This window comes from Bradyrhizobium sp. UFLA05-153 (assembly GCF_054185185.1).
The window spans coordinates 39,717-60,854 of record NZ_JBBIAM010000030.1; the positions used below are offsets into that span (position 1 = coordinate 39,717).

Annotated in this window: 19 protein-coding genes; 12 read left to right on the plus strand and 7 right to left on the minus strand. The window is 65.2% G+C overall.

The window, feature by feature from the left end; all coding sequences use genetic code 11:
• Window positions 1-230: 230 nt before the first annotated feature.
• The gene (locus Q2941_RS19595) at window positions 231-3,023 is read right to left on the minus strand and encodes a UPF0182 family membrane protein (RefSeq protein WP_254111661.1); all 2,793 of its coding nucleotides are present in this window, start codon (window positions 3,021-3,023) and stop codon (window positions 231-233) included.
• Window positions 3,024-3,264: 241 nt separating this feature from the next.
• Here Q2941_RS19595 and Q2941_RS19600 point away from each other — a divergent pair, with 241 nt between their 5' ends.
• Together Q2941_RS19600 and Q2941_RS19605 are read left to right on the plus strand one after the other, a co-directional pair.
• Window positions 3,265-6,996, plus strand: coding sequence for a tetratricopeptide repeat protein (locus tag Q2941_RS19600; RefSeq protein ID WP_035664127.1), 3,732 nt, complete (start codon window positions 3,265-3,267; stop codon window positions 6,994-6,996).
• 100 nt (window positions 6,997-7,096) lie between these two features.
• On the plus strand, window positions 7,097-7,333 hold the full coding sequence (locus tag Q2941_RS19605; protein WP_027526312.1) for a hypothetical protein: 237 nt from the start codon (window positions 7,097-7,099) through the stop codon (window positions 7,331-7,333).
• Between the two features lie 127 nt (window positions 7,334-7,460).
• On the opposite strand, the gene fliP is transcribed toward Q2941_RS19605, so the two are convergent.
• Together fliP and Q2941_RS19615 are read right to left on the minus strand one after the other, a co-directional pair.
• Complete coding sequence (fliP, locus tag Q2941_RS19610) at window positions 7,461-8,216, minus strand: flagellar type III secretion system pore protein FliP (RefSeq protein ID WP_254111663.1); 756 nt, start codon at window positions 8,214-8,216, stop codon at window positions 7,461-7,463.
• On the minus strand, window positions 8,213-9,160 hold the full coding sequence (locus tag Q2941_RS19615) for a flagellar biosynthetic protein FliO (RefSeq protein WP_458193470.1): 948 nt from the start codon (window positions 9,158-9,160) through the stop codon (window positions 8,213-8,215). The genes fliP and Q2941_RS19615 overlap by 4 nt, the downstream gene beginning before the upstream one ends.
• Window positions 9,161-9,509: 349 nt before the next feature.
• Between Q2941_RS19615 and flgB the strand changes: the two genes are divergently transcribed.
• From flgB to Q2941_RS19665, 10 genes are all read left to right on the plus strand, one after another.
• Complete coding sequence (gene flgB, locus Q2941_RS19620) at window positions 9,510-9,914, plus strand: flagellar basal body rod protein FlgB (RefSeq protein WP_027526309.1); 405 nt, start codon at window positions 9,510-9,512, stop codon at window positions 9,912-9,914.
• A gap of 18 nt (window positions 9,915-9,932) precedes the next feature.
• Window positions 9,933-10,358, plus strand: a complete 426-nt coding sequence (gene flgC / locus Q2941_RS19625) for a flagellar basal body rod protein FlgC (protein WP_027526308.1) — start codon at window positions 9,933-9,935, stop codon at window positions 10,356-10,358.
• Between the two features lie 17 nt (window positions 10,359-10,375).
• On the plus strand, window positions 10,376-10,684 hold the full coding sequence (fliE, locus tag Q2941_RS19630; RefSeq protein WP_027526307.1) for a flagellar hook-basal body complex protein FliE: 309 nt from the start codon (window positions 10,376-10,378) through the stop codon (window positions 10,682-10,684).
• Window positions 10,685-10,840: 156 nt separating this feature from the next.
• Complete coding sequence (gene fliQ, locus Q2941_RS19635) at window positions 10,841-11,104, plus strand: flagellar biosynthesis protein FliQ (RefSeq protein ID WP_007612284.1); 264 nt, start codon at window positions 10,841-10,843, stop codon at window positions 11,102-11,104.
• Between the two features lie 17 nt (window positions 11,105-11,121).
• Entirely contained in the window at window positions 11,122-11,892 is a 771-nt protein-coding gene (fliR, locus tag Q2941_RS19640; RefSeq protein WP_458193471.1) for a flagellar biosynthetic protein FliR, read from the plus strand.
• A gap of 10 nt (window positions 11,893-11,902) precedes the next feature.
• Window positions 11,903-12,982, plus strand: a complete 1,080-nt coding sequence (gene flhB / locus Q2941_RS19645; RefSeq protein ID WP_458193472.1) for a flagellar biosynthesis protein FlhB — start codon at window positions 11,903-11,905, stop codon at window positions 12,980-12,982.
• Between the two features lie 155 nt (window positions 12,983-13,137).
• Entirely contained in the window at window positions 13,138-15,723 is a 2,586-nt protein-coding gene (cckA, locus tag Q2941_RS19650) for a cell cycle histidine kinase CckA (RefSeq protein WP_458193473.1), read from the plus strand.
• Window positions 15,724-15,909: 186 nt separating this feature from the next.
• The gene (locus tag Q2941_RS19655) at window positions 15,910-16,881 is read left to right on the plus strand and encodes a Tim44 domain-containing protein (RefSeq protein ID WP_027526303.1); all 972 of its coding nucleotides are present in this window, start codon (window positions 15,910-15,912) and stop codon (window positions 16,879-16,881) included.
• Between the two features lie 146 nt (window positions 16,882-17,027).
• A complete protein-coding gene (locus Q2941_RS19660; protein WP_027526302.1) occupies window positions 17,028-17,717 on the plus strand; it encodes a lectin in 690 nt (229 codons plus the stop codon).
• A gap of 229 nt (window positions 17,718-17,946) precedes the next feature.
• Window positions 17,947-18,654, plus strand: coding sequence for a glutathione S-transferase (locus tag Q2941_RS19665; protein WP_458193474.1), 708 nt, complete (start codon window positions 17,947-17,949; stop codon window positions 18,652-18,654).
• A gap of 107 nt (window positions 18,655-18,761) precedes the next feature.
• On the opposite strand, the gene Q2941_RS19670 is transcribed toward Q2941_RS19665, so the two are convergent.
• The 4 genes from Q2941_RS19670 to Q2941_RS19685 all read right to left on the minus strand — a co-directional run bounded on the left by Q2941_RS19670 (window position 18,762) and on the right by Q2941_RS19685 (window position 21,034).
• Window positions 18,762-19,436: a methyltransferase family protein gene (locus tag Q2941_RS19670; RefSeq protein WP_458193475.1), complete on the minus strand. Its 675-nt coding sequence runs from the start codon at window positions 19,434-19,436 to the stop codon at window positions 18,762-18,764.
• An 81-nt stretch (window positions 19,437-19,517) separates the two neighbouring features.
• Entirely contained in the window at window positions 19,518-19,691 is a 174-nt protein-coding gene (locus Q2941_RS19675; RefSeq protein ID WP_198031875.1) for a hypothetical protein, read from the minus strand.
• Between the two features lie 237 nt (window positions 19,692-19,928).
• On the minus strand, window positions 19,929-20,408 hold the full coding sequence (locus Q2941_RS19680; protein ID WP_027526300.1) for a hypothetical protein: 480 nt from the start codon (window positions 20,406-20,408) through the stop codon (window positions 19,929-19,931).
• Between the two features lie 92 nt (window positions 20,409-20,500).
• The gene (locus tag Q2941_RS19685; RefSeq protein ID WP_458193476.1) at window positions 20,501-21,034 is read right to left on the minus strand and encodes a hypothetical protein; all 534 of its coding nucleotides are present in this window, start codon (window positions 21,032-21,034) and stop codon (window positions 20,501-20,503) included.
• Window positions 21,035-21,138: the final 104 nt, after the last annotated feature.

The following is a 21,138-nucleotide window of genomic DNA, read 5'->3' on the forward strand; positions in this document are numbered from 1 at the left end:
TCACCTACGTCATGACGTGACGGGCGCTGGCTTACGGACTCCGCCCGCCGCTTTGGAATAGCATGCCCTTGAGGCCCGCCTCCAACTCTTGAAGCCTTCCGTTCTTCCCCACACTCGGGGGCGGGCCTTTGTCTTTCAGCAGGCCGTGGGTCGCGAACCATGACCCGAACATACGGAAGTCATCGTCCGGTTCAGTTCAGGCGAATGGCGGACTTCACTGGGCCTGGTCCTCACGGACCGCCCGGTTGCCGGCGGATGTCTTCCAGCAGGCGGCGCATCGCCTCGATCTGTTTGCCGAAGCCTGCCCAATCGCCGGATTTCAACCGCTCCATTGCCTGATCGTAGTGCGCGAGCGCCTCCTGCGCTCGTGCCGCCGTGGCTCCTTCACTGGGCAACTCCGCGGTCCCACCCGGCGCTGTCGTTGCGGGCCCGCCGTTCGCGAAGAGCGCCGACAAAGCTTCCTCAAGCGTTTCCTTCATGACGACGTGCTCGCCATAGGCGGCAATCACCCGTTTCAGTTCCGGCAAATGCCCTTGCTCGGCCCGCAGATAGAGTGGCGACACGTAGAGGATTGAATTCTCGATTGGGATCACGAGCAGGTTTCCCCTGATTACCCGCGATCCCATCTGGTTCCATAGCGAGATCTGCTGGGAGATCTCCGTGTTCTGATGAATGCGCGCCTCGATCTGGAACGGTCCGTAGACCAGCTTCTCCTTGGGAAATTCGTACACGATCAGCTTGCCATAGCCGGGCTCGTCGCAGCGCGCAGCCAGCCATGCGATCATGTTGTCGCGGCGGCTCGGTACCATCGGGATCATCAGAAAGAACTCGGCTTGAGCTTCGCCGGGCAGCCGCATGATGATGTAGTAGGGCGCCATCGCCGTCGTGCCGTCCATCGAAGAGATGCCGTCGCCGGCCGGCTGGCGCGGGAATTGCCAGAGGTCCTCGCGGTTGTAGAAAACATCGGCAGATTCCATGTGATAGGTTTGGAAAAGCCGAGCCTGGATGAGGAAGAGGTCCTCGGGATAGCGAATGTGCCTTTGCAGATCGGGAGGCATCGCCGTGAACGGCTTGAAGAGAGCCGGGAAAATTCGACGATAGGTCGCGGCGATCGGGTCCGCCTGGTCCATCAGATAGAAGTCGACAGTGCCGTTATAGGCATCGATGATTACCTTCACTGAATTTCTGATGTAGTTGAGATTGAGGCCGGACGCGCGCTGCGCATAGGGAAAATATTCGCTGGTCGTGTAGGCGTCCTGAATCCAGAACATCCGGCCCTCGCTGACGACGAGGTAGGGATCGCGATCCAGAACCAGGAACGGGGCGATCGTGCCGACTCGCTCCTGGATCTTGCGCCGGATCATGATCCGGCTGCCGTTGCCGATGTAGTCAGAAAGAAACAGGTTCACGTCATTGAAATAGTGAGCGAAGATCAGTCGCCGCACCATGCTCGACAGCGGGACGCCGCCGGCGCCGTCATAGGACGCGTAGACGTTGTCCTTTCCCTTGGGATAATCGAACTCCGGCACGGTCGCCTTGACGATGACGTAGTCCTCGGTCTGCTGCCCGTAGTAGATGCGCGGCTCGCGAATGTCGGGACCTCCCTGAGCAACCGGAGGAACATCGTGCAGGTAGAGGAGCGGAAGCCCTTCGCTGCTCTTCTGGGTGACCGGGCTCAGCACCGCACCATTGCCATGGGTGAACAGGATGTGGCGGTTGACCCAGGTCTGCGCGTTGGGCGGCAGCAACTCGGAATTCAGCTCGCGGGCCGAGAGGATCACGCTCTGGTAGGTGCCGCCGAGCCAGTAGCGGTCGACATCGAGGTTGCGCAGCTTGTAGTAGGTGCGGATCTCCTGCAATTGCGCGTAAGTGTCGGCCAATGGTTGCCAGTCCCACAGCCTTATATTCGCGATCGTGGCCTTGTTGGCCTCGAGCGTGTTGAAGGTCAGCGTCTGTTCCGCAGGGAACGGCTTCGGTGAGATCCGATTGAGATTGTAGGCCTCCCGGGTCAGCGTGATGTTGCGTTCGATATAGGGACGCTCCCAGTCCAGCTCGTTTGGCCTGACGTAGAAGCGCTGAAAGACTGCCGGGATGATGCCCGATAGCAGGAATGCGGCGCTGAAGAGCAGCGCAATCGCGGCGGTGGGGAGGCGGTAGGTGCGCACCCACAGGTTCGCCCATGCGGCCAAGGCGGCGACGATCGACAGCGCGATCAGGATCCAAAGCACCGGCAATTCGACGTTGACGTCGGTATAGCCTGCGCCGACCACCACGCCGTTGTCGCCGAACAGCAGGTGGTAGCGGTCGAGCCCGTAGGACCACGCCTTCACGGCGAAGAAAAGCCCAAGCAGTGCCGAACCGTGGGAGATCGCCGCCGGCGACATTCGCTGGGCCCGGTCCTCGATGTCGCCATGCACCCAATAGACAAACCCGGCAAACAGCGCGCTCATGACGAGCGTCAGCATTGCCCAGTTCTTGACGGCGACAAAGGCGGGCAGGGAGAAGAGGTAGAAACCGATGTCCTTGCCGTACAAGGGATCGTTGCTGCCGTACGGCACTTGATAGATGAACCGGAGCAGCGTGCTCCAGTTGCCGACCTCGCCCCAGGCGACAAGCAAGGCGACGAGGCAGCTACTGGCGGCGATCACGCCACGCCACGGCAGTCGCTCGCGCAGGAATTCAAGCGGATCGGGCTGAGCCGCAGCGGCTCCAACTGTTGGGACAAAGGCCGCTGGCAACCGGGTTCGCCGCCCGGCGAGACCAAGAGCAATCCGCGCGTTCACCCACAATACGGTGGCAGTCGCTGCGAAAACGACGAGGAAGCCAGCAGTTTTGGCGCCGATCGTGATCCAGAAGACCTGCCTGTAGCCGATCGAGGCGAACCACATCCAGTCGACCAGGACGTCGCTTACGAGAGCGAGCAGGATCAGACCAATGACGATGGCGATGGCCGCGATAATGAACCCTGCCGCAGCACTGCGCCGCGGCGCCTTCTGGCCGGGTCCGGCGATCCCGATCGTCATGTCCGCACTATAGCAGAACGGCAGCCGGGGCGGCGCTCCGTGGACGTGCGACCGATGGCGCTACTTCCCACCGCCGGGGGCCCTCGACTGGCCGTTTCGGGAACGCTGGTGCGGCGCAGCGAGCGCCGGTCAAATCAATCCGACAGCATTAACAAGTCCTTAATTGGCGAAACCTTACAGTCGAGGGCACAGGCCGGCCCCATTGCCGGCATGAATCGTCGGACCGGATGAAATGCCGCCAATGGCGCGACAGGCTGCCGCTGGATTTTGGTCGCGAGCCCGCGCCTTGGTGTTGACCTCGGCGCCGGGCGTGCAGCGTCATGTCCGCGTGCTGTCCGTACTGGCCGCCTGCCTATTGGTGGGCCTGGCCTTGCCCGCGCGCGCCGAGCCGGTGCGGGGCGAGGCGACCTTCTCGGCCGGCGGCGGTTTTGCGCGCCTCGTCATCAAGCTCGGCGAGGACGTTTCGTCCGAGGTGACGACCGCGGGATCGATCCTGATCATCCGCTTCGAGCGACCGGTCGATGTACCGGTCGACCGCATCCCGGAGGGTGCCCCCGACTACGTCAACTCCGCTCGCCGCGATCCCGACGGCGGGGCGATCCGGCTGTCGCTCGCGCGCCGCGTCACCGTCAACACCATGAATGCCGGCGAGCGGACCTTCGTCGACCTTCTGCCCGAGGGCTGGAAGGGCGCGCCGCCGAGCCTGCCGATGGACGTGGTGAAGGAACTCTCCGATCGTGCGCGCGCCGCGGAGCGCGCGCTGCGCGCCCAGCGCGTGGCCGCCGAGACCAAGAAGCGCCCGCCGATCCGCGTCCGCGCCTCGGTGCAGCCGACCTTCGTGCGCTTCGTCTTCGAGATGCCCGACGGCGTCGGCGTCTCCTCGGTGCTCAACGAGCAGAAGCTGACGCTCGCCTTCAACGCCAATCTCAACTTCGATCTCGCCGACGCGGTCGTGGCGGCGCCCCCGAACGTGGCCTCGATCAAGCAGAAGGCGGACATCGACCAGACCAATGTCGAGATCGCGCTGATCGGCGAGGCCGACGTGCACTCTTTCCGCGACGACAAGAACTATGTCGTCGACGTCGCCTTCCAGCCGGACAAGAACAAGGCCGCGACGACGGCCGAGCAGGTCCTGGCGCCAGCAAAGCCGGCCGCGACGCAGGGACCGCACGCGGCGGTGGAGAAGAAGGAGATGCCGCGCGAGATCGCGCCGCCGACCTCCGAGACCATCGCGCGCGAGGCCAAGATCGAGGTGAAGCCTGAGGTCGCGGGCGCGGCGCCGGCTGCCGAGGCGCCGAAGCCCGCGCCGGTGCTGGCCGCGCCCGAGCCTGTCACGGCTCAAGCTGCGCATTCGGCCGAGGCGCCGAAACCTGCGCCGGCGGCTGCAGAGGCCGCAGCGCCGGCTGCTGCGCCAAAACCGTTAGCACCGATGGCCGCCGAAGCGCCGAAGGAGCCGGTCAAGGACGCGCCGAAGGACATGGCGAAAGCCGCACCAGTCGAGGCGCCGGCTCCGGCCGTCGCGCAAGACACCGCGCCGAGCGTCGATGCCCGCCGCGACAGCGACGGCCTGCGCGTGACGTTCCCGCTCTCGGTCGCAACGCCCGCCGCCGCATTCCGGCGCGGCGACACCGTCTGGCTGGTGTTCGACACCCAGAAAGCCATCGACGTCGAGCCGATCCGCGCCAAGGGCGGCGCGATGATCGGCGAGGTCAGCCGCACGCCGCTCGACAAGGGCCAGGCCATCCGCATCCGCCTCAATCGGCCGCTGGTCTATTCGCTGTCGAGTGAGGAGAACGGCAAGGAGACCAACTGGCTCCTGACGCTCGCCGACAAGATCCAGGCAACGCCGCTGCCGCTAATGATGATGCGCAACATCACTGACCCGGCGCTCGCCAATATCGCTATCCCCTTCGCCAATCCGGGCATGCTGCACAAGCTGACCGATCCCGACGCCGGCGACACGCTCTACGTCGTCACCGCGCCGCGGCCGGTCCGCGGCTTCATCAAGCGGCAGGACCTGGTCGATCTCTCGCTGCTCGAATCCGCGCACGGCATCGCCATTCGTCCGAACTCCGACGAGGTCGGCGTCGAGGTCGGCTCCGACAAGGTGATCCTGGGCAAGAAGGGCGGGCTGACGCTGTCGCCGGTCGACGTCTCCGCTGAGCGCGCGCCGACCGCGGTGCGGCCGGTCTTCAACATCGAGGAATGGCGCAAGGGCCAGTCCGAGCTGTTCATGAACCGCCAGAGCGCGCTGGTCGCCGCGATCGCGGCGGTCGAGCCGGCGCAGCGCTCGATCCCGCGGCTTGACCTCGCGCATTTCTACATGTCGCGCGGCATGTATCACGAAGCCAAGGCGATGACCGACGTCATGCTGGCCGATCCCCTCAACAAGGAGGAGTCCTCGGCGCTGATCATGCACGCGATCGCGAGCATCCTCATTGGCCGGCCTGGGCAGGGGCTGAAGGATCTCGCCAATCCCGTAATCGGCAACAGCCACGACTCGCAGCTCTGGAAGGCGCTCGCCTATGCGCGCCAAGGGAAGTGGGCCGATGCGCGTGAAAAGTTCAAGAACGTCGAGTTCGCCATCGCCTCGCTGCCGCTCGACGTCCAGCGCATCGTGACGATGGATGCGATGCGGGCCTCGCTCGAGGTGAAGGATTATGCCGGCGCCTCCAAGCGGCGCAGCGAGCTCGAGGTCGTCGGCGTGCCGCCGGACATGGCGCCGTCCTTCGCGGTGCTGCGCGGCAGGCTCGCCGAAGCGCTCGGCCACGACAAGGACGCGCTCGACGACTACAAGTTCGCTGTCGGCTCGGACGACCGGCCGGCCGCCGCCGAAGCCAAGCAGCTCGAGGTCGCGCTGCGGCAGAAGCGCGACGAGATCACCAAGGATGACGCGCTGCGTGAGCTCGAGACGCTGGCGATGACCTGGCGCGGCGACGCCATCGAGGTGAAGACGCTGCAGTTGCTGGCGCGGATGTATGCCGACATGGGCCGCTACCGGGATGCGCTCGCCGCGGCCCGTACCGCGACGATACTCCAACCGAATGCGGACGCCTCGCGCCAGGCGCAGGACCTTGCGCAGGAGCTGTTCTCGCAGATCTTCTTGAGCTCCAAGGGCGACGATCTTCCGCCGATCGAGGCGCTCGGGATGTTCTACGAGTTCCGCGAGCTGACGCCGATCGGCCGGCGCGGCGACGAGCTGATCCGCAAGCTCGCCGATCGCCTGGCGTCCATCGACCTGCTCGACCAGGCCGCCGAGCTCCTGCAATACCAGGTCGACCACCGCCTCGAAGGGGCGGCGCGCGCGCAGGTCGCGGCCCGCCTCGCCATGGTCTATCTCGCCAACCGCAAGCCCGACATGGCCATCTCGGCGCTGCGGGCGAGCCGCATCAGCGATCTGTCCGGCGAATTGCGCCAGCAGCGCCTGCTGCTGGAGGCGCGCGCGCAGAGCGACGTCGGCCGCCACGACCTCGCGCTCGACATCGTCTCCAACGTCGCGGGCCGCGAGGCCATCCGCCTGCGCTCCGACATCTTCTGGGCGGCGCGGCGCTGGCGCGAATCCGCCGAGCAGATCGAGCTCTACTACGGCGAGCGTTTTCGCGACTTCAAGCCGCTCAACGCGGTCGAGAAGAGCGACGTGATCCGCGCCGCCGTCGGCTACGCGCTCGCCGACGATGCGATCGGGCTGTCGCGCTTCCGCGAGAAATACGCGCCGTTGATGAGCGAGAGCTCCGACCGGCTCGCCTTCGACATCGCAAGCAAGCCGGCGGCCGCCTCCAGCGCCGAATTCGCGGAGATTGCCAAGCTCGCGGCCAGCGTCGACACGCTCGACGGCTTCCTGCGCGAGATGAAGCAGCGCTTCCCCGACGCCACCGCCCGCGCGCCCATGCCGCCGCAGGCCAAGGACGAGACCGAGCACACCGGCTCGCTGCCCGCGATCCCGCCCGTGAGGCAGATCAAGATGACCCGCTAGGTCCTCCTACCTTCGGCCTCTCGACAGCCGCCCTCTGACGCGGCAATTTCCCGTTCAAGGCGCGGTCTCGACACGCGCCGATGCCGGGAGAAGCGTGGACATGAGCAAGCCCGTCAAGACCGAAGCCGAACTGATCGCCATGGCGAAAGCCGAATTGAAGGTCCATGCCGATTGTTCGGACGGCATGAAGATCATCGTTCTCCGCGATGGCGACAGCTGGGAGTTCCGCGACGAGTCCGACCAGGCCACCATCGACAAGCCCGGCTACCCCGAATGCGTCGCCATGCTCGTGCAGATCGGCGATCACCTCAGCAAGCAATATGACGTGAAGGGGTAGGGTGGGCAGCCGCAGCGCCGGCCGGCAATTGTTGTCGCAAGCTGCCGCCACATCCTCCGCAATGACGGGGAGGGGCCTGAGGTTCTCGACGAAAGCAGGAGACGTTTGCCCCGTGGCCGTCCGCCCGCTACCCCCCGTAACTCTGCACCAGGCTTCCCGCCACCAGCGACCAGCCGTCGACCAGCACGAAGAAGATCAACTTGAACGGCAGCGACACCACCGCTGGCGGCAGCATCATCATGCCCATCGACATCAGGACGGAGGCGACGACGAGATCGATAATCAGGAATGGGAGGAACAGGAGGAAGCCGATCTCGAAGGCGCGCTTCAGCTCGGAGATCATGAACGAGGGGATGAGGATGCGGAGCGCGAGCTCGTCGGGGGTTGCCGGCGGCGGCTCGCCGGAGAGGTCCATGAAGAGTTTCAGATCCTTCTCGCGCACGTTCTTCTGCATGAAGCCACGCAGGGGGACTGAGGCACGCTGGAGCGCGTCCTCGACGCCGATCTGGTTGGCGACCAGCGGCTTGATGCCCTCGTCATAGGATTTCTGCAGGACCGGTCCCATCACGAAGAAGGTGAGGAACATCGCGAGCGCGATGATCACGGAGTTCGGCGGCGCGGTCGCGGTGCCCATGGCGGTGCGAAGCAGCGACAGCACGACCACGATGCGCGTGAACGACGTCATCATGACCAGGATCGACGGCGCGATCGACAGCACCGTGAGCAGCGCGATGAGCTGGATCGCGCGCTCGGTGACGCCGCCGCCCCCCTGGCCGCCGAGATTGATGCTGATGTCCTGCGCATGCGCAGGCGCCGCCAGGAGAGCGGCGCCGATCAGGACAGGAAGGAAAAAAACTCTACGCGGGAAAGCCGAGTGCCTCACGAAGATGGCTTCGGGCGGCCGAGCAGGGAGGCCATCTCGTCTTCGAGATTTTCAAAGCTCGTCTTTGCGGGTGCGGCCGGGGCAGGCGCCTCGTTGCGTGACGGGCGCACCGCGGGTGCGGGCGGCTCGGGCGCAACGGGAGGCGCGACCGTCTCGCCGGCGGGCCGGCGCAGGGCGGCCTCGAGCCGCTGCGCCATCTCGGCGAGATTCTGCTCGGCGCTCGAGGGCACGGCCGGCGAGGGAGGCGCCGGCGGGGCGGGAGGCGCCGGGGGAGGCGGTGGCGGCGCGGCGGCGCGCACCGGCGGGACCTTGGGCGGCTCGCTCTGGCGCGGCGGGCGCGGCATCATCGGCTCGCCGCGCGGGACACGCGGCGGCATCGGCTCGGGCCTGACCTGTGGCTCGCGCTCGGGGCGCGGCGTGACCGGCTCGGCGGTGAAGCCGGCGAACGGATCACTGCGACGCTCGGCGAGCGCAGGCGCAGGCGCAGGCCGGCGCACTTCGTCGGCGAAGGAGGGACGCGCAGGCCGCGGCGACGGCTCGGGCATCTGCGGCTCGGGTTGGTCGAGCAGCTCGGGGCGCGGCGAAGGCTCATCCCAAGCGACGGGTTCCGGCAATGGAGCGAGGCGCGGCGGCGGCTCGGCGTTCCCGGCCCGTTGCGGCAACTGATCGCGGCTCGGGGCTGCACGCACGATGTTGGGCTCGACGACGATGTCGGTCGGGCCGCCGATCATCAGGAGATGTTCGACATTGTCGCGCCGGACCAGCACCAGGCGGCGACGGCCATCGACGGCGGCGGCATCGATCACGGCAAGCCGGGGCATCCGGCCGCGCTGGGTGTTGGCGCCCAGCCGGTTCGTCGCGAATCGGCGAACCAGCCACGCGGCCAGGCCGATCAGCGCCAGAACGACGATGAACGCTAAGATAAAGGTCAAAGGGCCTTGCATGCTTGTCCCCGGCAAATGGCGCTTGTCTCATGCGGCCAATGGTCGAAATCCATCCCGACCACAAGCCCGCGACGCCCCAGAAGTTCGATCCCTTAACACCTCACGGCAAGTTCTGCCGTCCCCGGTTCTTAATAACCCATGAATCGCCCGATCCAAAACGACTTCTTGGGGATTGTTCCGGAGCCAAGCGATTGGGTTAACGAGCGTTTTGGAAGCGTAGAATCACGGGGCGAAACCTTGGCGTCTCAAGGAGGGATATCTGCCGCCAACCTCTTAACCAGCCATTAACCATACACGCGGCAAATTCTGCCTAGCTCCGGGCCTGATCCGGGGCAAGGAGCCGCAAGCCATGTCCATCAACGACCTTCCGGTGCTCTCGGCGCTTCGCACCAAGATGCAGTGGCACCAGGAACGCCAGCGCGTCCTGTCCGAGAACGTCTCCAATTCCGACACGCCCAACTTCCGGCCGCGCGACCTGGTCGAGCCCAAGTTCGACAAGGCCGGCGCGGTCACCGGCTCCATGGGGCCGCTCGCGATGGCCCGCACCAGCGCCTCGCACATGACGCCGTCGGGCGCGCCGTCGAGCTTCGACCAGAACAAGAATGCGGGCTTCGAGACACGTCCTGCGGGCAATGCCGTCAATCTCGAGGAGGAAATGATGAAGTCCGCCTCGAACCAGATGGATTACGCGGCCGCGACCTCGCTCTACTCCAAAAGCCTGCACCTTCTGAAGACCGCGATCGGTAAAGGTTAGAGCTAGCGGAAGCGCATCATGGCGAATGACAGCAGCGACTTTGCCCGCTCGATGGCGATTGCGACCTCCGGCCTGCGCGCGCAGGCCGGGCGCATGCGGGTGATCTCGGAGAACATCGCGAACGCGGACTCCACTGCTCAGACCGCCGGCGGCGATCCCTACCGGCGCAAGGTGCCGACCTTCTCCTCCGCGCTCGACCGCACGCTGGACGCGCAAGTCGTCACCCTCGGCAAGATCAAGCCCGACCAGTCCAACTTCCGCGTCAAATACGAGCCGAACAATCCAGCCGCCGACGCGAGCGGCAACGTCAAATATCCGAACGTGAACTCGGTGGTCGAAATGACCGACATGCGCGACGCGCAGCGGTCCTATGAAGCCAATCTCAACATCATCAGTGCAACGCGCCGGATGATCCAGCGCACGCTCGACATCCTCAAGGCCTGAACAGGAGGCTCAAAGCCATGGCTTCACCGACGATTGCCGCGAACGCCTACGCCAACCTCGCGCGCGTGCTGGAGAACAGCGCCGCAGGCAAGGGATCGGAGACGAATGGCCCGTCCTTCGCCGCGCTGCTCAAGGACTCCATCGGCAGCGTCATGGACTCCGGCCGCAAGTCCGATGCGCAGACCGTGGCCATGGCGAGCGGCAAGGCCAACGTCATGGATGTGGTGACGGCGGTGGCCGAAACCGATGTCGCCGTCTCGACCCTGGTGTCGGTGCGCGACCGGGTGATCCAGTCCTATGAAGACATCATGAAGATGGCGATCTGAGTTTCTCACACTCGTCATTGCGAGCGCAGCCAAGCAATCCAGAATCTTTCCGCGGATGCCTCTCTGGATTGCTTCGCTGCGCTCGCAATGACGGGAGAGGGCGTGGCTCCCTCGCGACGGCGGTGGGAAGGCGAGTGTTGAATAGAGGATCTTGCAATGACCGGACCTGAAACGCTTGACGTGGCGCGGGATGCGATCTGGACGATCGTGATCGTGTCGTCGCCGCTGATGGTGGTGGGGCTCGTGGTTGGTGTCGTGGTGTCGCTATTCCAGGCGCTGACGCAGATCCAGGAGCAGACCCTGATCTACGTGCCGAAAATCCTCGCGATCTTCGCGACCATGCTGCTGGCGCTGCCGTTCATGGCCGACGCGCTCCACTCCCACATGCTGCGGATATCGTCGCGAATCATCGGCGGCTGAGGCACAATGCGTGTGTCATGCGCATCGACATCTCGCTGCTGCCGGCGCTCGCCGCTGCCTTCATGCTCGCCTTCGCCCGGGTCGGCGCGATGGTGATGCTGCTGCCGGGGCTGGGCGAGACCAACATTCCAACGCGCATCAAGCTGTCGATCGCGCTGCTGCTCACCCTGATCATCCTGCCGCTGCATCGCAACGCCTATCATGTCGACATGGGCTCGATCTCCTCGCTCCTGGTGCTGATGCTGCATGAGATCGCGATCGGCATCGTGCTGGGCGCGACCGCGCGCGTGACGCTTGCCGCCCTCCAGGTCGCCGGCGCCGTGATCGCGCAGCAGATGGGACTCGGCTTCGTCACCTCGGTCGATCCGACGCAGGGCCAGCAGGGCGTGCTGGTCGGCAACTTCCTGACCATGCTGGGCGTGACGCTGCTGTTCGCGACCGACAGCCATCATCTCGTGATCGCCGCGCTCAACGACAGCTATGCGATCTTCGCGCCGGGCGAGACGATGGCAAGCGGCGATGTCGCTTCGCTGGCGACGCGCGCCTTCGCCGCCGCCTTCCGCCTGGGCTTGCAGCTCTCCGGACCGTTCCTGGTGTTCGGCCTCGTCTTCAATATCGGGCTTGGCGTGCTGGCGCGGCTGATGCCGCAGATGCAGGTCTATTTCGTCGGCGTGCCGCTCTCGATCTTCGCCGGATTTTTGGTGCTTGCCGTGGTGCTCACGGCGATGATGGGCACCTTCCTCGATTATTTCATCGGTGTCATGCACCAGATGATGCCACTCAAGTAATGGGTGATCGATGGCTGAAGACAACGATCCCGAGAGTCAAACAGAAGATCCGACGCAAAAACGTCTCGAGGAGGCGCTCGAGCGCGGCGACGTCGCCAAGAGCCAGGAGATCAACACCTGGTTCATGATCGCGGGCGGCACGCTCGTGGTCTCGACCTTCTCGGGCTCGGTCGGCAGCGGGCTGGTGACGCCGATGCGCAACCTGCTCGCCAATTCCTGGATGATCAAGACCGACGGCGGGAACCTGCTCGCGCTGATGCAGCAGATCGAAGTCGCGGTGGTCGCCGCGGTCGGCATGCCATTGCTGATGCTGGTGCTGGCGGCCATCGCCGGCAACATGCTCCAGCACCGCCTGGTGTGGTCTGCCGAATCCCTGAAGCCCAAATTCAGCAAGCTCTCGCCCGCCGCCGGCATGAAGCGCATTTTCGGCAAGCAGGCGGCGGCGAACTTCCTCAAAGGCATCGGCAAGCTGATCGTGCTCGGCGCGGTCATGACCATGATCCTGTGGCCGGAGCGGCACCGCATGGAGGCGATGGTCAAGCTCGACCCGGTCGCCATGCTGGGCGCCACCACCAACATGACCATCCATCTGCTCGGCGCGGTGGTCGCGGCGCTCGCGATCATCGCGATCGCCGACTATTTCTTCCAGTATCGCAGCTGGTTCCAGCGCCAAAAGATGTCGCTCCAGGAGATCAAGGAGGAGTTCAAGCAGTCCGAAGGCGACCCGCACATCAAGGGCAAGATCAGGCAGCTCCGGCAGCAGCGTGCCAAGAAGCGCATGATGGCGGCGGTTCCGAAGGCCTCCGTGATCATCACCAACCCGACCCACTATTCGGTGGCGCTCTCCTACGAACGCGGCATGCAGGCGCCGATCTGCGTCGCCAAGGGCGTCGACAATCTCGCCTTCAAGATCAGGGAGGTCGCCCGCAAGCACGACATTCCGATCGTCGAGAACGTGCCGCTGGCGCGCGCGCTCTATGCCACCGTCGAGATCGACCAGGAAATCCCGGTCGAGCACTACCATGCTGTTGCCGAGGTCATCGGCTACGTCATGCGGCTGAAGCGCGGATTCGGCGCCGGACGGCAATAAGGCACCCGAAAAGTACCGGAAATGGCCGTAAACTGGGAATCAGCGTACGTTTCGCCCTTGCCGCCCTTGCGCCTGCGGGTCCGATTCAGGCAGGGAGGGCCCGTTGCGCGCGGTTCGCGCATTCTTTTCCTGCCGACAGGCTGCGCTGACCTGGGATGACCGCCGAAACCGACCACAACGTGTCACGCGAGCCTGTTGCGGTGCATGAGCCGCCGCAGCGCTCGGGCAGCATCGCGCTGGTGTTCCTGGTGGCGGCGACGCTCGTGGCAGTCGCCGTCGGGCTGATGACGCTCGGCCGGACGCAGGCGCAGCCCTATATCCTCGGCATCCTCGCCGTGCTGGCGATGGTCGGTCTGTTCAACCTGTTCGCCTTTGCGGCCGGCATCGTTCGTTTCGCCGACCGCAATCTCGACGATCCCATCATTGCTCGCATTTCCGATCATGCCTTCGACGGGCTCGCGGTAACCGATCCGCGCGGCCATGTCGTCTATTCCAATGCGGCCTATCTGACCATGACCGGCGCTTCCGGCCCGCAGGACGTGCGGCCCGTCGAGCGCGTCTTCATCGGCAACCCTGATGTGTCGGAGGCCGTGTTCCGCCTGCTGAAGGCCGCGCGCGAAGGCAAGCGGCAGCAGGAAGAGGTGCGGATCTCCGGCCATGACGGCAGCCAGGGGCGCTGGCTGCGCATGCGGGTGCGTCCGCTCGGCACGGGCAAGCGCGAGGCCAGATATGCGGTGTGGTCGATCGCCGATATTACCCGCGACCGCGAGCGCCAGGAGGACGTGTTCCAGGAGCTCCAGCACGCGATCGAATATCTCGATCACGCGCCGTGCGGCTTCTTCTCCGTCAATCCGGCCGGCGAGCTCGCTTACGTCAACGCGACGCTCGCCAACTGGCTCGACTATGATCTCGCCGAGATCGGTTCGGGCGGCCTCAAGCTCACCGACATCGTCTCCGGTGATGGCGCCTCGCTGCTGACCTCGATCGTGGCGGTGCCGGGTGAGGTGAAGACGGAAGTCTTCGACATCGACCTGCGCATGCGAACCGGCAAGACCATGCCGGTGCGGCTCTACCACAAGCTGGCCTTCGGAGCCGACGGCACGCCGGGCCCGTCGCGTACCCTCGTGATCAGCCGCGCCCGCGACGAGCGCAGCGATCCCGACCGCGCCGCCGAGGTGCGCTTCATGCGCTTCTTCGACCACACGCCGATGGCGATCGCCACCGTCGATCGCGGCGGCAACGTCGTGCGGGCGAACGCGCGTTACGCCAAGCTGGCGCAGGGCCTTGGCCTCGACAGCGCCGGCAGGTCGATCTTCCGCGCGATCAATTCGCGCGATCGGAACCTGCTGATCGCGGCGATCAACCAGGCCGCCGAAGGGAAGGGCGACATCGCGCCGGTCGAGGTTGCGCTGGAGGGAACGAAGGAGCGCTGGGGACAGTTCTTCGTCACGCCGGTCGACGAGGGCGAGAACGACGCCGAGGCCGCGATTGTGCACATCCTCGAGACCACCGAGCGGCGTGCGCTGGAGAACCAGATCAACCAGTCGCAGAAGATGGAGACGGTCGGCCAACTCGCCGGCGGCATCGCCCACGACTTCAACAACGTGCTGTCCGCCATCATGATGGCGAACGACTTCCTGCTCAACGCGCACAAGCCGACCGATCCGTCGTTCCAGGACATCATGCAGATCAAGCAGAACGCGACGCGGGCTGCGACCCTGGTGCGGCAGCTGCTGGCGTTCTCGCGCCGGCAGACGCTGCGGCCGCAGGTGCTCGATCTCGGCGATGCGCTCTCCGATCTCACCATGCTGCTCCGCCGGCTGATCGGCGAGAAGGTGAAGCTCGATCTCGTCCACGGCCGCGACCTCTGGCCGGTCAAGGTCGACGTCTCCCAGTTCGAGCAGGTCATCGTCAATCTCGCCGTCAACGCGCGCGATGCGATGCCCGACGGCGGCAAGCTGATCATCCGCACCGCCAACGTCGCCACGGACGAAGCGGGCAAGCTCGCCTATAAGGGCATGCCGGCGGCGGACTATGTGCGGATCGAGGTCGCCGACACCGGCACCGGCATCCCCGCCGACATCCGCGACAAGATCTTTGAGCCGTTCTTCTCGACCAAGGAGGTCGGCAAGGGCACGGGGCTCGGGCTGTCCACCGTCTACGGCATCGTCAAGCAGACCGGCGGCTTCATCTACGTCGATTCCGAGCCGGGCAAGGGTACCTCGTTCCATATCTTCCTGCCGCGGCACCATGCCGAACCCGAAGCGCAGGTCGAGACGCCGGTGACCGGCACGGCCGCCGTCGCCGCGACCAACGGCGCGGCCAAGGAAGCGCCCGCGGCCGAAGCCAAGCCACGCACCGACCTCACGGGGCAGGGCACCATCCTGCTCGTCGAGGACGAGGAGGGCCTACGTGCACTCAACGCGCGCGGCCTGCGCTCACGCGGCTACACCGTGGTCGAGGCCGAAAACGGCGTCGAGGCCATGGAGGTGCTGGACGAGCAGAGCGGCGCGATCGATCTCGTCGTCTCCGACGTCGTGATGCCGGAGATGGATGGTCCGACGCTTCTGAAGGCGATGCGGGAGAAGAACCCCGACATCAAGTTCATCTTCGTCTCCGGCTACGCCGAGGACGCCTTCGAGAAGAGCCTGCCCGAAGGCCAGCAGTTCGACTTCCTGCCAAAACCGTTCACGCTGAGCCAGCTCGTCGCCGCCGTGAAGGAGACGATGAAGGCGGGGTGAGGTGGGATAGGACCGGAGACTTGGCCGCAAATTCCGAAGTCGTCCTGGGTTTCGCCAGGACGACCGTGGGAGGATGCAACCAACGGCGGGTAATTCCGCACCACCCCGCGACTGAGGGCCGCAGCCGCGGTTTCCGAAACCGGCTTCACTTTTGTGTTCCACTGCCCATCTTAGGGGCACTTCCCCATGTCGGGGATTTGGGAAACGCACATGAATTTCTCGTTACGCAGCCGCAGTCTCGTGAAGGCGATGGCCGTCGCGCTGGCGCTGGCGCTGCCGACCGCGCTCGCGATCACATCCGCCGATGCACGCGTCGGTGGCGGCTTCTCGTCAGGCTCGCGCGGTTCGCGAACCTTCTCCGCGCCGCCGTCGACCTCGACGGCGCCGGGCACGGCCACACCCTTCAACCGCACCTATAGCCAGCCGGGCGCGAACTCGACCGCCCCGATGGGCGGCGGCATGTTCAACCGTCCGGGCGGCAGCATGCTGCGCGGGCTCGCGGCGGGCTTCATCGGCGCCGGCCTGTTCGGCCTGTTGTTCGGCGGCGGCCTGTTCGGTGGGCTGGGCGGCCTGTCGTCGATCCTCGGGCTGATTCTCCAGATCGTGCTGGTGGTGTTCCTGGTGCGGATGGCGATGTCCTGGTGGCAGCGCCGTCACACGCCGCAGACGGCCTATGCTGGCGCGGGCGCAGGCAGCGGACCGCAGCCGAGCTATCGCAGCGGACTTGGTTTCGGGCTCGGCGCCAACAACGCGCCGCTGGAGATCCAGCCGGCCGATTATGAGGCCTTCGAGCGCCTGCTCGGGGATATCCAGGCCGCCTGGTCGAACGAGGATGTCGCAAAACTGCATACGCTCGCGACGCCGGAAATGGTTGCCTATTTCGAGAAGGATCTGGCCGAGAACCGCGCCCGCAACGTCGTCAACAAGACTTCCAACGTAAAACTGTTGCAGGGCGACCTGGCGGAAGCCTGGCGCGAGGACGTGACCGACTATGCCACCGTCGCGATGCGCTTCGCGCTGACCGACAAGACGGTCGACCGCAACACCGGCGCGATCGTCGCCGGCAGCGAGCAGCCGAGCGAAGTCACCGAGGTCTGGACCTTCGCGCGCCGGCCCGGCAGCAACTGGGAACTTTCGGCGATCCAGCAGACCAACTGATCGCTCGCAAATCAACGAACAAGGGCGTCGTGCTCCGGCACGGCGCCTTTTTTGTTGTGCCCGCTTGGCGCCGCGGCGGCGGAATAATCTCGCGCGCGGCGGGTTCGACTAGGGCGGCGGCCAAAGAAACACAACTGGAGGAAGAGATGACCCGTTTGATGAAACGTGCGAACCCGTTACGCCCCGCACTCGCTGTGGCCGCGCTTGCCTTGGTCGCGGCGCCGCCGGCACTCGCGCAATCGGCCGGCATAACCTTCTTCGTTACCTCCAGCGGGCCCGGCAAGGGCGCCGATCTCGGCGGTCTCGATGGTGCCGACGCGCAATGCCAGAAGCTCGCGCAATCCGCCGGCGCCGGCACCAAGACCTGGCATGCGTACCTTTCGACACAAGCCGCAGACGGCAAGCCGGCCGTCAACGCGCGCGACCGCATCGGCAAGGGACCGTGGCAGAATGCGAAGGGGGTCGTGATCGCCAAGGACGTTGCCGATCTGCACAGCCCGGCCAATAACCTCACCAAGCAGACCGCGCTGAGCGAGAAGGGCGAGGGGATCAATGGTGTTGGCGACCAGCCGAACCGGCACGACGTCCTCACGGGCTCGCAATCCGACGGCACTGCGTTTGCCGGTCCGGATGATCGCACCTGCAAGAACTGGACGTCGAGCACGCAAGGCGCCGCGATGGTCGGCCATCTCGATCGCCGGGGCCTGCGCGACGACGAGCCCTCGAAATCCTGGAACAGCTCGCATCCCTCGCGCGGACCGGAAGGCGGCTGCTCGCAGGCCGACCTGAAGAGCACCGGCGGCGACGGGCTGCTCTACTGCTTCGCGGCGAATTGAGGCGAGCGCAGCTCTCTCCTCATCGTCATTGCGAGCGCAGCGAAGCAATCCAGAAATCCCGCCGCGGAAAGACTCAGGATTGCTTCGCTGAGCCTGTCATCGGGCCGCGCTACGCGCGGACCCGGTGGCTCGCAATGACGGAGTGTGCGGCAACGAGATTCCGTCTCGCAACGACGGAACTTGCGTCGCGTGCTATTACTTGTCCCGGCATTGTCACGGGACCTCCCTCATGAAATACGAGCTTTATTACTGGCCCGAGATCCAGGGCCGCGGCGAATATGTGCGGCTGGCGCTGGAGGAGGCGGGGGCGGCCTATGTCGACGTGGCGCGCGGGCCGCGCGGCACGGCTGCGATGATGAAGATGATGGATGCGCAAGGAGGGACGCCGCCCTTTGCGCCGCCGTTCCTGAAAGCCGGCAAGCTCGTCATCGGCCAGACCGCCAACATCCTGCTTTATTTGGGCAGCCGCCATGGCCTCGCGCCAAAGACCGAGGCCGGCAAATTGTGGCTGCATCAGCTCCAGCTCACGATCGCCGATTTCGTGCTGGAGATCCACGACACCCATCATCCGCTCGGGCCGTCGCTCTACTACGAGGACGCGCGGCCGGCTGCGAAGAAGCGCACGGCCGAATTCTGGAAGGAGCGCGTGCCAAAATATCTCGGCTATTTCGAGGAGCTTCTCGATACCAATGGCGGTGTCTACGTCACCGGCCGCAAGCTCACCTACGCCGATCTCTCGCTGTTTCAGATCGTCGACGGCCTGCGCTACGCGTTTCCAAAACGCATGCGCGCCTTCGAGAAGGAGATCCCCGGCCTCGTCGCGCTGCGCGAGCGCGTCGCGGCTCGGCCGAACATCAAGGCCTATCTCGCATGCGAGCGCCGCATTCCCTTCAACGAGCAGGGCATCTTCCGCCGCTACAAGGAGCTCGACGCGTAAGCGGATCATCATCGTGCTAGGTTTATTGTATTGAGCATGATCTCCGCGCAAACGCGTTCCGCGTTTGTCGCGAGGGAAAACCGCTGCACACTTTTTCCGGATCATGCTCACCAGACGCCCGGCAGCAGCCGGTGGCGCACGCGCAGCGCATAGTCGGCATAGCCGGGCAGGCCCTGGATCAGGGTGCGCTCCTCGATGCGGATGCGGATCGCAAACAAGACGAGGAACAGCGGCAGCATCGCGACGCCCCACCATGAGCCGACCAGCAGCGGCACGCCGAGGAAGAACAGCACCATGCCGCTGTACATGGGATGCCGCACATAGGCATAGGGTCCGCTCGAGACCACGTGCTGCGCGCGCTCGGTTTGCAGCTTCACCACGGGTGCGGCGAACGAGTTCTCGCGAAACACCCAAAGAATGCAGGCCGTCGAGAGCAGGTTCAGCACGAAGCCCAGCACCTGCAACGCGACCGGCATGTCGGAGGCGCGATAGCGCCGCTCCAGCCCCATCGTGACAAGCCAGGCCACCATCGCCAGGATGAACACGGCCATGAAGACCTTGTCGGCGGCCGGCTGGTCTTTCTGGATGACCGGGCGGAGGCGTTCGGCGAGGAGTGCCGGATCGAGCCGGTACAGCCACCAGCCGCAGACCGGGCCGAGCAGTGCAGAGGTGATCAGCCACACCCACAGGGAGGGCCAGTCCAGCGTGCCGGCGGACGCGAACAGTAGCGCGCCCATTGCGACAACGACGATCGAGTTCTGCAAGAGCAGTCTTGCGATCATGCGCGGTTCCCTGCAATTCGCACATGATGCTAGCGCCGCTATCTGGCAAAGATGCGGCTTGAAGGCGGGCGAGAGCCGAGGTTAGGCGTACTGATCGATCCGCGTGCCCTGGCCCGGCGGCAGCGGCGGCGCCGGCGGCGGCTGATAGCTGGAATCGGAATCGTTGGCCTTGGTCTGGTCGTCCTGCTGCTGGGTCGTGTCGTAGTTCGGCGCCACGATCGCGATCGGCGGCGGCGTAACGCTAGAAACACTCATCACGCAAATCCTCACAGATAGAAACACGCGAACATGACCCGCGGGAGCCGAACCTTCCGTGAAGCAGATCGTTAAAATGCGAGGGATTTTTCTGCGTCAGCCGCAGGACGGCAGCCTTTATCACCGCAATCAAGAGCGCCTCAGCAAGAGCACCGCTCTTTCCCCGTCATTGCGCAATGACGGAGTTTGTGGACCCGACGTCGCGACGGTGCCCGATCGTGAGGAGAGGGACTCCGTCTACTCGTCCTTCGGCCGCGTGATTGCGATCGAGGCTTCGGTCTTGGTGCGTGTGCACTCCATGTTCAGCCGCTTGTAGCGCATCGACACCTTGTCGCCGCGCAAGATGCCCATGCGCTTCAGGCAGCGCGTCGCACCGGTCGTGGTGTCGTCCTTCGGCAGCGTGAAGATGATTGCCGCCGCCGAGGCGACCAGATCATAGAACTGCGACGTCGGCCGCCGGTCGCCCTTGGCATAGAGCTCGTTGGAGTAGGTCTGCCCTTGCGCGCGACAGCCGAGCGACAATTCCTTCGCCGCAGGGTGAGTGAGGTAGATGATGTTGGCGGCCTTGAAGTTGACCTTCAGCCCGTCGATGGCATTGCCGAGCTGCTTTGCGATGTCATCGCACTGGTCCGCGCGCGCAGGCGAGGCGAGGGTGACAAGGCCGGTGATTGCAGCGGCGGCCAGAATCGCGCCGCGAACGTCGAATTTGAAAATCATGATGAAAAGCCCCTTCGGCGCTATAAAAGCGTTGGAGCGCCCGAAGCGCAAGTGTCGCGTTGTCGGTTATGCGGGCCCAATGCGCCGGTTTTTCAGAACCCGTAGATCGCCACGCCCACCGCAAAGGCAACCAACATCATCATGTTGAACAGCGTCGGTACGCCGACCAGCAGCGTGGCGAGAGCGAGGCGCTGATTGCGGAGCGCGCAGGCGATGGCGCAGGCGGCCATCAGCGGGAAGGCGATGATTTCGGCCGGGGTCTGGAAGGCGCCGATGCCGGCGACGTCGAAGCCGTGCAGAACCACCGAAGGCATGTGGTTCAGCCAGGTCATCATGATGATGGCGGCAAGTGCGAGGATTGCGCCACGCAGGTGTCCCATGGCCGCGCAGGCGAGCGCCGCCAGCGCCAGCACGGGATGCGTGGCGATATGTGCCTTGATCAGGAATCCACCGAGACCGGGGCCAGGGATCTCCGACATGTCGCCAAACAGCGTCGAAACGCTGGACAAGCCGTCAAAAGCCTCCAGCGCCGCGACGGCGAAGAGGACCATCAAGAGGCCGAACGGGCGGCGTATCGGCAGGGCCGGGACCGGGATGGTGTCAGGTGTAATCGCAGGGGCAGGCATTCGTCATTTCGATTGCTGGAGGGCGTCCGAAAACCTTCCCTTTGTGGGAAAAGTGCTTAGAAGGGTTCAAACCTTGGCGCCTTTTGTCGCGCCCAGCCGACCTA

What these genes read in the sequence shown, in the direction of transcription:
- Q2941_RS19595 (WP_254111661.1), bottom strand. Translation starts at nt 3,023, where the DNA reads ATGACGATCGGGATCGCCGGACCCGGCCAGAAGGCGCCGCGGCGCAGT.
- Q2941_RS19600 (WP_035664127.1), top strand. Translation starts at nt 3,265, where the DNA reads ATGGCGCGACAGGCTGCCGCTGGATTTTGGTCGCGAGCCCGCGCCTTG.
- Q2941_RS19605 (WP_027526312.1), top strand. Translation starts at nt 7,097, where the DNA reads ATGAGCAAGCCCGTCAAGACCGAAGCCGAACTGATCGCCATGGCGAAA.
- Q2941_RS19615 (WP_458193470.1), bottom strand. Translation starts at nt 9,160, where the DNA reads ATGCAAGGCCCTTTGACCTTTATCTTAGCGTTCATCGTCGTTCTGGCG.
- flgB (WP_027526309.1), top strand. Translation starts at nt 9,510, where the DNA reads ATGTCCATCAACGACCTTCCGGTGCTCTCGGCGCTTCGCACCAAGATG.
- flgC (WP_027526308.1), top strand. Translation starts at nt 9,933, where the DNA reads ATGGCGAATGACAGCAGCGACTTTGCCCGCTCGATGGCGATTGCGACC.
- fliE (WP_027526307.1), top strand. Translation starts at nt 10,376, where the DNA reads ATGGCTTCACCGACGATTGCCGCGAACGCCTACGCCAACCTCGCGCGC.
- fliQ (WP_007612284.1), top strand. Translation starts at nt 10,841, where the DNA reads ATGACCGGACCTGAAACGCTTGACGTGGCGCGGGATGCGATCTGGACG.
- fliR (WP_458193471.1), top strand. Translation starts at nt 11,122, where the DNA reads ATGCGCATCGACATCTCGCTGCTGCCGGCGCTCGCCGCTGCCTTCATG.
- flhB (WP_458193472.1), top strand. Translation starts at nt 11,903, where the DNA reads ATGGCTGAAGACAACGATCCCGAGAGTCAAACAGAAGATCCGACGCAA.
- cckA (WP_458193473.1), top strand. Translation starts at nt 13,138, where the DNA reads ATGACCGCCGAAACCGACCACAACGTGTCACGCGAGCCTGTTGCGGTG.
- Q2941_RS19655 (WP_027526303.1), top strand. Translation starts at nt 15,910, where the DNA reads ATGTCGGGGATTTGGGAAACGCACATGAATTTCTCGTTACGCAGCCGC.
- Q2941_RS19660 (WP_027526302.1), top strand. Translation starts at nt 17,028, where the DNA reads ATGACCCGTTTGATGAAACGTGCGAACCCGTTACGCCCCGCACTCGCT.
- Q2941_RS19665 (WP_458193474.1), top strand. Translation starts at nt 17,947, where the DNA reads ATGAAATACGAGCTTTATTACTGGCCCGAGATCCAGGGCCGCGGCGAA.
- Q2941_RS19670 (WP_458193475.1), bottom strand. Translation starts at nt 19,436, where the DNA reads ATGATCGCAAGACTGCTCTTGCAGAACTCGATCGTCGTTGTCGCAATG.
- Q2941_RS19675 (WP_198031875.1), bottom strand. Translation starts at nt 19,691, where the DNA reads ATGAGTGTTTCTAGCGTTACGCCGCCGCCGATCGCGATCGTGGCGCCG.
- Q2941_RS19680 (WP_027526300.1), bottom strand. Translation starts at nt 20,408, where the DNA reads ATGATTTTCAAATTCGACGTTCGCGGCGCGATTCTGGCCGCCGCTGCA.
- Q2941_RS19685 (WP_458193476.1), bottom strand. Translation starts at nt 21,034, where the DNA reads ATGCCTGCCCCTGCGATTACACCTGACACCATCCCGGTCCCGGCCCTG.